Annotated in this window: 10 protein-coding genes and 1 riboswitch; of the genes, 6 read left to right on the top strand and 4 right to left on the bottom strand. The window is 59.9% G+C overall.

Features of this window, described 5'->3' with window-relative positions:
- Nucleotides 1-24 precede the first annotated feature (24 nt).
- On the bottom strand, nucleotides 25-429 hold the full coding sequence (locus IEQ42_RS15085) for an acyl-CoA thioesterase (protein ID WP_042561508.1): 405 nt from the start codon (nucleotides 427-429) through the stop codon (nucleotides 25-27).
- 197 nt (nucleotides 430-626) lie between these two features.
- Nucleotides 627-725, top strand: a riboswitch (S-adenosyl-L-homocysteine riboswitch).
- A 23-nt stretch (nucleotides 726-748) separates the two neighbouring features.
- On the opposite strand from IEQ42_RS15085, the gene ahcY reads away from it, so the two are divergent.
- The 4 genes from ahcY to IEQ42_RS15065 all read left to right on the top strand — a co-directional run bounded on the left by ahcY (nucleotide 749) and on the right by IEQ42_RS15065 (nucleotide 6,277).
- Nucleotides 749-2,158 carry an adenosylhomocysteinase gene (ahcY, locus tag IEQ42_RS15080; RefSeq protein ID WP_210704045.1) on the top strand — a complete coding sequence of 470 codons (1,410 nt, stop codon included), beginning with the start codon at nucleotides 749-751 and terminating at the stop codon, nucleotides 2,156-2,158.
- 191 nt (nucleotides 2,159-2,349) lie between these two features.
- On the top strand, nucleotides 2,350-3,195 hold the full coding sequence (gene metF, locus IEQ42_RS15075; RefSeq protein ID WP_150593620.1) for a methylenetetrahydrofolate reductase [NAD(P)H]: 846 nt from the start codon (nucleotides 2,350-2,352) through the stop codon (nucleotides 3,193-3,195).
- A gap of 170 nt (nucleotides 3,196-3,365) precedes the next feature.
- On the top strand, nucleotides 3,366-4,178 hold the full coding sequence (locus IEQ42_RS15070) for a substrate-binding periplasmic protein (RefSeq protein WP_210704044.1): 813 nt from the start codon (nucleotides 3,366-3,368) through the stop codon (nucleotides 4,176-4,178).
- 221 nt (nucleotides 4,179-4,399) lie between these two features.
- Nucleotides 4,400-6,277 (top strand): RNA helicase RhlE2, encoded by a 1,878-nt coding sequence (locus tag IEQ42_RS15065; protein WP_210704043.1) that lies wholly within the window; start codon nucleotides 4,400-4,402, stop codon nucleotides 6,275-6,277.
- Nucleotides 6,278-6,539: 262 nt separating this feature from the next.
- Here IEQ42_RS15065 and IEQ42_RS15060 read toward each other — a convergent pair whose 3' ends face one another.
- From IEQ42_RS15060 to IEQ42_RS15050, 3 genes are all read right to left on the bottom strand, one after another.
- On the bottom strand, nucleotides 6,540-7,118 hold the full coding sequence (locus IEQ42_RS15060) for a YceI family protein (protein WP_042561513.1): 579 nt from the start codon (nucleotides 7,116-7,118) through the stop codon (nucleotides 6,540-6,542).
- Between the two features lie 32 nt (nucleotides 7,119-7,150).
- Nucleotides 7,151-7,702, bottom strand: a complete 552-nt coding sequence (locus IEQ42_RS15055; protein WP_042561514.1) for a cytochrome b — start codon at nucleotides 7,700-7,702, stop codon at nucleotides 7,151-7,153.
- Nucleotides 7,703-8,039: 337 nt separating this feature from the next.
- The gene (locus IEQ42_RS15050; protein WP_210704042.1) at nucleotides 8,040-9,815 is read right to left on the bottom strand and encodes a flavin monoamine oxidase family protein; all 1,776 of its coding nucleotides are present in this window, start codon (nucleotides 9,813-9,815) and stop codon (nucleotides 8,040-8,042) included.
- 221 nt (nucleotides 9,816-10,036) lie between these two features.
- Between IEQ42_RS15050 and IEQ42_RS15045 the strand changes: the two genes are divergently transcribed.
- On the top strand, nucleotides 10,037-11,443 hold the full coding sequence (locus IEQ42_RS15045) for an adenosylmethionine--8-amino-7-oxononanoate transaminase (RefSeq protein ID WP_210704041.1): 1,407 nt from the start codon (nucleotides 10,037-10,039) through the stop codon (nucleotides 11,441-11,443).
- A gap of 145 nt (nucleotides 11,444-11,588) precedes the next feature.
- Nucleotides 11,589-12,308, top strand: a complete 720-nt coding sequence (locus IEQ42_RS15040; RefSeq protein WP_210704040.1) for a 16S rRNA (uracil(1498)-N(3))-methyltransferase — start codon at nucleotides 11,589-11,591, stop codon at nucleotides 12,306-12,308.
- The last annotated feature ends 10 nt before the right edge of the window (nucleotides 12,309-12,318 follow it).

Genomic DNA, 12,318 nt, shown 5'->3' with positions numbered 1-12,318 from the left:
CTTGCGAAGTTTGCGCCGCCAATCTTATTGGACGGCCTCGTCATCCTTGAACTGGTCTTTCACATATCTGATCTCGGTCCGCCCGTGCGGTGCCGGCAGGCCGTCTTCACCGAGGTTGACGAAAACCATCTTCTCGACAGTCAGAATGCTCTTGCGGGTGATCTTGTTGCGTACTTCGCAGGTCAGGGTGATCGAGGTGCGGCCGAACTCGGTGGCAGTGATGCCCAGTTCGATGATGTCGCCCTGGCGCGAGGCGCTGACGAAGTTGATTTCGGAAATGTACTTGGTGACCACGCGCTGATTGCCCAACTGGACGATGGCGTAGATCGCTGCTTCCTCGTCGATCCAGCGCAGCAAACTGCCGCCGAACAGGGTGCCGTTGGGGTTGAGGTCTTCGGGTTTTACCCATTTGCGGGTGTGGAAATTCATGTTCACTCCTGAGCGTTTGCCGAAAGATGGGCGGTATCTTGGCAGACCGAGCGGTCATGCTCCATGAGCCTTCTACTATGGTCGTGATTGGTGATCTTCATTTGGCCGACAGAAAGCCTTTGGAAGATCAGTCTAGACGGCTATAATCGCCACCGTTTCAAAACGGTAACTTCCACTTGCTACCGTTTTCCCGCCACCTGTCCGAGGGGCGCTGCAGCAGGTTCAACCTGTCAGGCTCGGATGGGGCGTTGACTGGCCTAGGCCGGACACTAAACGCACAACGGCGCCCATTCGCATACATTACGAATGGAGGCTCTTCATGAGCGCTGTTATCACGCCTGCAGATTTTAACGATTACAAAGTTGCCGACATGTCCCTGGCTGCCTGGGGCCGTCGCGAAACCATCATCGCCGAATCGGAAATGCCGGCTCTGATGGGTCTGCGTCGCAAGTACTCCGGCGAACAGCCGTTGAAAGGCGCGAAGATTCTCGGCTGCATCCACATGACCATTCAGACTGCCGTGCTGATCGAAACCCTGGTTGCCCTGGGTGCCGAAGTACGCTGGTCGTCCTGCAACATTTTCTCGACTCAGGATCAGGCTGCTGCCGCTATCGCTGCTGCCGGCATCCCGGTTTTCGCCTGGAAAGGCGAAACTGAAGAAGAGTACGAGTGGTGCCTGGAGCAGACCATCCTGAAAGATGGCCAGCCATGGGACGCCAACATGATCCTCGACGACGGCGGCGACCTGACCGAGCTGCTGCACAAGAAATACCCACAGGTTCTGGATCGCGTTCACGGCGTGACCGAAGAAACCACCACTGGCGTACACCGTCTGCTGGACATGCTGGCCAGGGGCGAGCTGAAAATCCCGGCCATCAACGTCAACGACTCGGTGACCAAGTCCAAGAACGACAACAAGTACGGCTGCCGTCACAGCCTGAACGACGCGATCAAGCGCGGCACTGACCACCTGCTGTCCGGCAAGCAAGCGCTGGTCATCGGTTACGGTGACGTGGGCAAGGGCTCCGCCCAGTCCCTGCGCCAGGAAGGCATGATCGTTAAAGTGTCCGAAGTCGACCCGATCTGCGCCATGCAGGCTTGCATGGACGGCTACGAGCTGGTTTCGCCGTTCATCGACGGCATCAACGACGGTACCGAAGCGAGCATCGACAAAGCGCTGCTGGGCAAGATCGACCTGATCGTGACCACCACCGGTAACGTCAATGTTTGCGACTCGAACATGCTCAAAGCCCTGAAGAAGCGCGCCGTTGTCTGCAACATCGGTCACTTCGACAACGAAATCGACACCGCTTTCATGCGCAAGAACTGGGCATGGGAAGAAGTGAAGCCACAGGTACACAAGATTCATCGTACCGGTGCTGGCGCTTTCGACGCTCAGAACGACGACTACCTGATCCTGCTGGCCGAAGGCCGTCTGGTGAACCTGGGCAACGCTACCGGTCACCCGAGCCGCATCATGGACGGTTCGTTCGCCAACCAGGTTCTGGCACAGATCTTCCTGTTCGGCCAGAAGTACGCCGACCTGTCGCCAGCCCAGAAAGCCGAGCGTCTGACCGTTGAAGTACTGCCGAAGAAACTCGACGAAGAAGTGGCCCTGGAAATGGTTCGCGGCTTCGGCGGCGTGGTCACTCAACTGACCAAGCAACAGGCTGACTACATCGGCGTCACCGTCGAAGGCCCGTTCAAGCCGCACGCTTACCGCTACTAAGTTTAGAGCAGCTGCGAGCCTTAAGCTTCAAGCGGCAAGTAAGGTCAAAAGCCGGACTTGCCGTGCGAAGCCCGAGGCTCTGCCCCTATTTCAAAACAGTTTCAAGCCGCAAGCTTCAGGCACAAGAGACCAGCGCACCTCCGCTTCTCTTGCAACTTGAAGCTTGCCGCTTGTAGCTGGAGGTTTCCTCCATGTCCCAAGACCGTCGCTACAGCTTCGAGTTCTTCCCGACCAAGACCGATGCTGGGCATGAAAAGCTGCTCAACGTTGCCCGTCATTTGGCAACGTACAATCCCGATTTCTTCTCCTGCACCTATGGCGCTGGTGGTTCGACGCGTGATCGCACCCTCAACACCGTTTTGCAGCTGGAAAGCGAAGTCAAAGTACCGGCCGCACCGCACCTGTCGTGCGTCGGCGACAGCAAGGACGACTTGCGCGGCCTGCTGAACGAGTACAAGGCTGCCGGCATCAAGCGCATTGTTGCCCTGCGTGGCGACTTGCCGTCCGGCATGGGCATGACCAGCGGTGAGCTGCGTCACGCCAATGAACTGGTTGAATTCATTCGTGAAGAAACCGGCGACCATTTCCACATCGAAGTCGCCGCTTACCCGGAGATGCATCCGCAAGCGCGCAATTACGAAGACGATCTCGCCAACTTCGTGCGCAAGGCTCGCGCCGGCGCCGACAGCGCGATCACCCAGTACTTCTTCAACGCCGACAGCTACTTCTACTTCGTCGACCGTTTGCAGGCGCTGGGCGTGGATATTCCGGTAGTGCCGGGGATCATGCCGATCACCAACTACAGCAAACTCGCGCGCTTCTCCGACGCCTGCGGTGCGGAAATCCCGCGCTGGATTCGCAAGCAGCTGGAAGCCTATGGCGATGACACTCAAAGCATTCAGCGCTTTGGTGAGCAAGTCGTCAGCGAGATGTGCGAACGCCTGTTGCAGGGCGGCGCACCGGGGCTGCACTTCTATTCCATGAACCAGGCTGAACCTAGTCTGGCGATCTGGAATAACCTGAAGTTGCCGCGTTGAAGCAGCTACAAGCTTCAAGCTGAAAGCTACAAGCCAGATCAAAAGATCGCAGCCTGCGGCAGCTCCTACAAGGGTTGTCGGTGCTGCGATTTTTTGCTTTTAAAGGCCCGAGGCAGAGCTTGTACAGGTAGTTTCTGGCTCTTTATGGTTTCTCGTCGTAATCTCAAGCCATGCCTTTGATCACGCAGTTATTCGCCGTGCTGGTTTTTGCTTGCCTAAGCTTCGCCGCTCGGGGCGAGAAGCTGCGTATTGTCACCGAGCCGTGGGCCCCTTACGTCTATGAAGAGAACGGTAAAAACCTCGGACTGGACTACGAAACCACCGCTATTGTGTTCAAGCGCCTGGGCATTGAAGTCGAATGGCAGTTCCTGCCGTGGAAACGCTGCCTGTCGATGCTGGAAACAGGCCAGGCCGACGGCGCGCTGGATATTTTTCACAGTGACGAGCGCGACGCCACCCTGCTCTACCCCAGCGAGCCGCTGTCGGATGTCGAGTTCGTGATGTTCTACGCCAACGACCGCCCCCACCCGTTCACCAGGCTCGACGAGCTCAAAGGCCTGACCATCGGCACTTCCCCCGGTTATCTGTACAGCCCCGACTTCAGCGAATCGACCCTGTTTACCCGCGAGCCCGCGCCGACCCACGAAGCCAACTTCGGCAAACTGGTGCGCGGACGCATCGATTTGTTGATCACTGATCGCCGTGTCGGCCAGCATTTGCTCGATGAGTTGAATATTCGCGATCTGATCAGCGAAAACCCCACGGTTATTAGCCGCCAGAGCCAGTTTCTTGCAGTTCGGCGCAATGCCGGGATGGATTTGCTGGTCCAGCGCTTCGGCGCCGAACTCAAGCGCTTCAAGCGCGAACCGGCCTACGCCGAGCTGAGCGCACGCTATGGCGCAGCCCCTGGCCAGACGGCGCCATTGAGTAGTGCGTCGGCGAACAGCGAAACCGTTGAGCAGCAGGAAAGCGGCGCGCAGTGATTGCTCTGTTATACTCCGGCGTTCCCGCCAGGCTCACGCCCGGACGCCCGGAACCTTAACAGGCCTCTCGACCCGCTACAGCGCAGCTTTCAGCCAGCGCGAGCACTCCAGACGTGTCTTTGGAACCGCAGCAGGACCGGACGGGATTGCGTCCTCTTAAACGTGATTCGCGCCAGGCAAGATTCCCATTGGGCCAAGCCCTAACTAAAACAGGATTACTCATGTCCTTTGCTTCCCTCGGTCTCTCCGAGGCTTTAGTCCGTGCCATCGAAGATGCGGGCTATACCGAGCCTACTCCGGTGCAACAGCGGGCCATTCCCGCCGTGTTGCAAGGTCGCGACCTGATGGTTGCGGCGCAGACAGGTACTGGTAAAACCGGCGGTTTCGCCCTTCCGATCCTGGAGCGGTTGTTCCCCAACGGTCACCCGGACAAATCCCAGCGTCATGGCCCGCGCCAACCGCGCGTACTGGTCCTGACCCCGACCCGCGAACTCGCGGCCCAGGTTCACGAGAGCTTCAAGATCTACGCCCGTGACCTGAAATTCGTCAGCGCCTGCATCTTCGGCGGCGTCGGCACGAACCCGCAGGTTCAGGCCATGGCCCGTGGTGTCGACGTGCTGGTGGCGTGCCCGGGTCGTTTGCTCGACCTGTGCGGCCAGGGCAGCGTCGATCTGTCCCACGTTGAAATCCTCGTCCTCGACGAAGCCGACCGCATGCTCGACATGGGCTTCGTGCACGACGTGAAGAAAGTCCTCGCACGTCTGCCGTCCAAGCGTCAGAACCTGCTTTTCTCGGCGACGTTCTCCAAAGACATCACCGACCTTGCCGGCAAGCTGTTGCACAACCCGGAACGCATCGAAGTCACGCCGCCGAACACCACGGTCGAGCGCATCGAACAGCGCGTATTCCGTCTACCGGCCAGCCACAAGCGTGCGCTGCTGGCGCACCTGATCACCGCCGGCGCGTGGGAACAGGTGCTGGTGTTCACTCGCACCAAGCACGGCGCCAACCGTCTGGCCGAGTACCTCGACAAGCACGGTCTGCCGGCTGTCGCGATTCACGGCAACAAGAGCCAGAACGCTCGCACCAAAGCCCTGGCCGACTTCAAGGCTGGCGACGTACGCATTCTGGTTGCCACCGACATCGCCGCGCGTGGTCTGGACATCGACCAGTTGCCACACGTGGTCAACTTCGAACTGCCGAACGTCGATGAAGACTACGTGCACCGTATCGGCCGTACTGGCCGTGCCGGTCGTTCGGGTGAGGCGATCTCGCTGGTCGCACCGGACGAAGAAAAACTGCTGAAAAGCATCGAGCGCATGACCAAGCAGAAAATCGCCGACGGCGACCTGATGGGCTTCGACTCGAGCACCATTGAAGCCGAGAAACCGGAAGTGCGTGAGCGTCCGGACGTGCGCAACCCGCGCAATCCTCGTGGCCCGCGTGGCGACGGTCCGAATGGCGGCGGCGGTGGCGGCGGTCGTAAAGACAAGGGCAAGGAAAAGAGCAAGGAAAAGCCAGCCGGCGAACGCGGCGAGCGTCCTGCCCGTCAGCAGAAGCCTCGCGAAGGCACCCCGGCCCGTGACCAGCGTCCGAGCCAGCCGCCACGTGCTGCAGCTGATCGCGCTCCGGACGAGTTCCTCGACGACGACGTGGATAACTTCGGTAACCGCGTTGACTACGTGCCCAAGCCAGCCCCGGCCGGCGGTCGCGGTCGTCGTCCAGGCGCACCGGCGCAGGGCGCAGGTTCTGGCGCACCACGCGGCGGTCAGTCGCAGGGTCGCCAGAACGCTCCGCGCAACACCAACGGCTCGAGCACCGGCACCCCGCCAGCCAAGCGTAGCGGTCCACGTAATGGTGCACCGCGTGACGGTCAGTCGGGTCGTCGCGACGACTCTTCCTCGTCCTCGCGCAACCGCCGCCCGGCCCGTGACGATCAACCACGTACCGAGCCAGCCGTGCAGGCTCCGCGCAGCAATGGCCCGAAGATCATGCACAAGGAATCGAAAGCCGACCGCTTCCCGACACCTGAGCAGCTCGATCAACTGCCAAGCCGCCCACGTGGCGAAAAACCGGCCTTGCTGACTCGCAATCGCTGATTTGATGCCGCAATGAAAAATGCCCCGGTTCGCAAGAGCCGGGGCATTTTTTATACGCAACGCCAACCCTGTACACACCTTCCCCTGTGGGAGCGAGCCTGCTCGCGAAGATGTCAGCACATCCAATATGGATGCTGGCTGACACTACGCCTTCGCGAGCAGGCTCGCTCCCACAGGGGGATGTGTGTGTGTGTGTGTGGCAGGCAATAAAAAACGCCCCCGGCTTTTCAACCGGGGGCGTTTTTGTGTGGCTGGCGAAAAATTACTTCGCTTTCACGCCTTCAAACGAAACGTACAGCTCGACCGCGTCGGACTTAGGACCCAGGTCTTTCTGCTTGCCGAAATCGGAACGCTTGATGCTGGTGGTGCCTTCGAAGCCTGCACGGTAGCCGCCCCATGGATCCTTGCCTTCACCCAGGAAAGTGGCTTTGACAACCACTGGCTTGGTGACGCCCAGAAGGGTCAGGTCGCCAGTCACGTCAGCGGTGTTCGCGCCGGTGGACTTGACGCTGGTGGAGACGAAAGTCGCTTTGCCAAACTTGCTGGCATTGAGGAAGTCTGCGCTGGCGATGTGCTTGTCGCGTTCGGCGTGATTGGTGAACACGCTGGCGGTGTTGACGTTGAACTCGATCTTGCTGTCTTCAGGCTTGGCCGCGTCGAAGCTGAACTTGCCGTCGATGTCCTTGAAAGTACCGGTGATGAAGCTGTAGCCCAGGTGGCTGATCTTGAAGTCGACGAAGGCGTGCTGGCCTTCTTTATCAACGACATAGTCAGCAGCCATTACGTTGGCGGACAGAACGGCAGAACCGATTGCCAGAGCGGCCAGAGTCTTTTTCAACATGCTTTGTTTTCCTTTGGAGTCGAGGTTGAATTTCAGGCTTTGCGACCGAGCATTCGAGTGAGGGTCGCATCACGATCGATAAAGTGGTGCTTCAATGCTGCCAACGCATGGAGACCGGAAAAAATTACCACCGCCCACGCGAGCCAGAGATGAATCACCCCAGCGGTATCTGCCTGATCCGGTAGCCCGGAAACCAGTGCAGGAACTTCAAACAGGCCAAACACCGGAATACCGACACCGTCTGCGGTGGAAATCAGGTAACCGGCAAGCATCACAGCGAACAGCGCGAGATACAGAAACCCGTGGCCGAATTTAGCGCCGATACGGGTCATGCGACTGTAGCTTTGCAGCGTCGGCGGCGGTGGGCTGATAAAACGCCACAACACCCGCAACACCATCACACCAAGCAGCACCAGACCAATGCTCTTGTGCAGATCCGGCGCGTCTTTGCGCCAGGTGCTGTAGTAATCCAGCCCCACCATCCACAGGCCCAGCGCGAACAGTCCGAAGACCACCAGCGCCACACCCCAGTGCATGAAGATGCTGACCCAACCATAGCGCGAAGAAGAGTTACGTAGCTGCATTGCCCAAATCCTGTGAGAACTGCGAACCAAGACTAGCGAGTTATCTACCGAATTAAAGCGGAAAATTTCGCTTTGAAATATCGAGAAATACGATGAAGAGTCTGAAAGTGGCGTGTTAAGGAAAGATTAAAGGAGAAGTTGTGGTGGGAGGTTGTTGCAAGGCAAGGGAATGGGTATGACTGAACAGGCCCCTTCGCGAGCAGGCTCGCTCCCACAGGGAATCGCATTCCAGTTGAAGACCCCGCTCGAATGTGGGGGCGAGCCTGCTCGCGAAAGCGATCTGACAGGCAAAAAAAAGCGCGGCACAAGCGCCGCGCTTCTTCATCACCGCAAGGCTTTACTGCGCCTTGGTCTCGGTCGTTGCCGCAGGCTTGGCTGCTGGCTTCTTCGCCGGCTCAGCCTTTTTCGCCGCCGGTTTGGCCGCCGGTTTCGCCGCTGGCTTTTTAGCTTCGGTTTTCGCCGCAGGTTTCTTCGCTGCTGGCTTGGCCGCGGCTTTTTTCGCAGGCTCGGCTTTTACCGGCGCGGCTGGCTTCGGCGCTTCCACAGGAGCTGGCGCAGGTGCCGGAATTGGTGCCGGCGCTGGGGCCACGGGAGCTGGCTCTGGAGCTTTCACAGGCTCTGGCTTCTTCTCATCATCCGAACCACCGAACAGGTTGCTGAAGAAGTTGCCCTTCTTCGCTGCTACGGCACCTGCCGCGCCCGCCGCTGCTGCGGCCGGGATCACTTTGGCCGGTTCAAATGATTTGCCTGCCGCCAGATCTTCAACCTGGCTGGCCGCACGCTGACCGGTGCGCAGCGCCCCTTCCAGAGTGCCCGGGTACAAGGTGTCGGTGTGTTCGCCGGCAAACGCTACGCGCTGCAGCGGACGCTCCCAGACGCGCCAGAACTTGCTGATCTGGCCCGGGCCATAGGCGAGGTACGCGCCGCCCATCGACGGGTCGGTGCTGTAGCGACGGATCTCATAACCAGTGAACGAGCCACGGGCCTGTGGATAAAACGCGTGTAGACGAATCAGCACCTGATCGACCATCTGCTTGTCGCCAAATGCCTGCATCACGCGGGCATTGTCGCCGGACAGGTTGATCACCACGTTGGCACCGCCCTTCAGCGCGGGCTCGATCCACAACATGCCCAGACCGGTGTTGCTGTAGATCTCGCCGGACATGCGCGACTTGCTTTCCCACACCGGCGTCTTGAACTTCAGCATGATCTGGTCGCGCCAACCGTAGTTGGTGCCCTTGATGGCTGCCAGACGCTGGGCATCCAGCGCCGGGGTCAGCTGAATCTTGTTCAATGCACGCAGCGGCACAGCCAGCACGACGTAATCGGCCTGGTAACCGACGCTGCCAACCTTGACGGTCACGCCGTCCTTGTCCTGGCTGATAGCCGACACGGGCGAGTTGGTCTTGATGGTCTTGATCTGTTTGACGAACGCTTGCGCCAGCACCTGGCTGCCGCCGACCAGACGCGAGGCGCGCAAGTCACGGTCGGAGACGCCGCGGTACACGCGGTTCTGCTGGGCGAAATACAGCAGCGACAGACGCGAAGGCTCGTCGTAGTGGGTGCGGATGTCCTGGTTGATCAACTGACGCGCAGTGGCTGGCAGATTCTGTTTGTCGAGCCAGCTCGACACGGTGATCTGGTCGAGTGCGTGCAGGGTGTTGGTCGCTGCCGGGTTCTGTGGATCGTCGATCGAGCGCGCCAGATCGTCGAGGGTTTTCTGGTAGCGCTTCAAGGCATCGGCGGTGGCTGGTTGCTTGGTCGCCAGGTCGGCAGCGGAAAAATACTCGCCGTCGATCAGATAACCCGGCGTGCGTACGAATTCCGGTGCAGGGGTGGTGCCGAGCTTGAACGTCGAGACGTACTTGTTCAGTACCGGCTGGGTTTTGTCGTTGCCGATCCACTCGCTGGTGGCCATGCCCGAGCGACCGCCCAGGCTTGGCTTGGCTTCGAGCAGCGTGACCTGCCAGCCTTTGTTTTGCAGTTCGTAAGCGGCTGTCAGGCCCGACAGGCCGCCGCCGATGACGATTGCAGTTTTATCCTTGGCCAGCGCCGTAACGCTGAACAGCCCCAACATCACCAGCGCACAGGCGCGCAGCCAACCGACAGACATTCAGCGAACTCCGGAAATACACAGAAAAAAGCAGTTGTGCGGGTCAGACGACCCAAAGAACAGCGAAGAATACGTTAGCCATCAAAACGCCGCCAGCGACGTCTATCGGCTCATACAAAGTAGCTCAATCGACACAATGGGTTGTTCCCGCGCGATGCATTGCATAGGCTTGCGCGATTGTTTGCCCGCGCCTGTCGCGAGCCGCCTCGAGGAGACTGTAAATGGGCCTTAATAATCAGTGGATGCAACGCGATCTCGCGGTGTTGTGGCATCCCTGCACCCAGATGAAAGACCACGAACAACTGCCGCTGATCCCGATCAAGCGCGGCGAAGGCGTCTGGCTCGAAGATTTCGAAGGCAAGCGCTACCTCGACGCGGTCAGCTCGTGGTGGGTCAACGTGTTCGGCCACGCCAACCCGCGGATCAACCAGCGCATCAAGGATCAGGTCGACCAACTGGAGCACGTGATTCTCGCCGGTTTCAGCCATCAACCGGTGATCGAGCTGTCCGAACGTCTGGTGAAGATGACGCCGGAAGGCCTGAACCGGGTGTTCTACGCCGATAACGGTTCGTCCTGCATCGAAGTCGCGCTGAAAATGAGCTTTCACTACTGGCTCAACCGCGGCATGCCCGCCAAGAAACGCTTCGTTACCCTGACCAACAGCTACCACGGCGAAACCATGGCGGCGATGGCGGTCGGCGACGTGCCGCTGTTCACCGAAACCTACAAAGCCCTGCTGATGGACACCATCAAGGTGCCGAGCCCGGATTGCTACGGGCGTCCGCAAGGGATGAGCTGGGAAGAGCACTCGCGCAATATGTTCGCCGCGATGGAACAGACATTGGCCGAGAACCATGACAGCGTTGCGGCAGTGATCGTCGAGCCACTGATTCAGGGCGCCGGCGGCATGCGCATGTACCACCCGGTGTACCTCAAGCTGCTGCGCGAGGCCTGCGACCGTTACGGCGTGCACCTGATCCTCGACGAAATCGCCGTCGGCTTTGGCCGCACCGGGACGATGTTCGCCTGCGAGCAGGCCGGCATTCGTCCGGACTTCCTCTGTCTGTCCAAGGCCCTGACCGGCGGCTACCTGCCGCTGGCCGCGTGCCTGACCACCGACGATGTCTACAGCGCGTTCTACGACGACTATCCAACCCTGCGCGCCTTCCTCCACTCGCACAGCTACACCGGCAATCCGCTGGCGTGTGCGGCGGCGTTGGCGACGCTGGATATCTTCGAGCAGGACAACGTGATCGAGAACAACAAGGCACTCGCCCAGCGCATGGCGTCGGCGACGGCGCACCTGGTCGATCACCCGAACGTCAGCGAAGTGCGTCAGACCGGCATGGTCCTGGCCATCGAGATGGTCAAGGATAAAGCCACCAAAGAGGCCTACCCTTGGCAGGAGCGCCGCGGCCTGAAGGTGTTCCAGCATGCGCTGGAGCGTGGCGCGTTGCTGCGTCCACTCGGCAGCGTGGTGTACTTCCTGCCGCCGTACGTGATCACGCCGGAGCAGATCGATTTCCTCGCTGAAGTCGCCAGCGAAGGCATCGACATCGCCACCCGTGACAGCGTCAGCGTGGCCGTGCCGAAGGATTTCCATCCCGGTTTCCGTGATCCGGGTTGATCTATTGCAACTTAAGCTTCAGCGGTGACCGGACTACCGTCATCGCTGGCAAGCCAGCTCCCACAGGGTCTGCGCAAGTCCTTGTGGGAGCTGGCTTGCCAGCGATGGGGCCGCCAGATTTTTACACTTTTTACAGAGACCCCGCATGAGACTGTCCCGCTTCTTTATCGATGCCCCGCTAAGCACCGGCCAACACGAACTGCCGGAAGCGCAGGCGCATTACATCAGCCGCGTACTGCGCATGGCCGAGGGTGATGCGGTGCAGATGTTCGACGGTTCCGGCCATGAGTTTCGCGGTTCCTTGCTGGAAGTCGGCAAGAAACGCGTGGTGGTGCAGATCGACGAGCAGTTCGCCGGACAGATCGAATCACCGCTGCAAATCCATCTCGGCCAGGGCCTGTCCCGCGGCGAGCGGATGGACTGGGCGATCCAGAAAGCCACCGAACTGGGCGTCAATGAAATCACGCCGATCTTCAGCGATCGCTGTGAAGTTCGCCTCAAAGACGAGCGCGCTGACAAACGCTTGCAGCACTGGCGTCAGGTGGCGATCAGCGCATGTGAGCAATGTGGTCGTTCGCGGGTCCCGGTGATTCATCCACCGGTACTGCTGGCGGACTGGATCAAGCAGACCGACGCCGAGTTGAAACTGGTACTGCACCCGGTGGCCGAGCCGCTGGTGAGCCATGCCAAACCTTCGACACTGGCGTTTCTGATCGGGCCGGAGGGCGGCTTGTCCGAGGCCGAGGTCGAGCAGGCCAAGGGCAATGGTTTTCATGCTGCGCGCCTTGGGCCGCGCGTGTTGCGCACCGAGACAGCGCCGGTGGTTGCGTTGGCGGTGGCCCAGCAACTTTGGGGTGATTTCTAGGGCGCCATCG

This window comes from Pseudomonas iridis (assembly GCF_017980685.1).
GTDB lineage: Bacteria > Pseudomonadota > Gammaproteobacteria > Pseudomonadales > Pseudomonadaceae > Aquipseudomonas > Aquipseudomonas iridis.
This window is presented reverse-complemented; position numbering and strand designations above follow the sequence as displayed.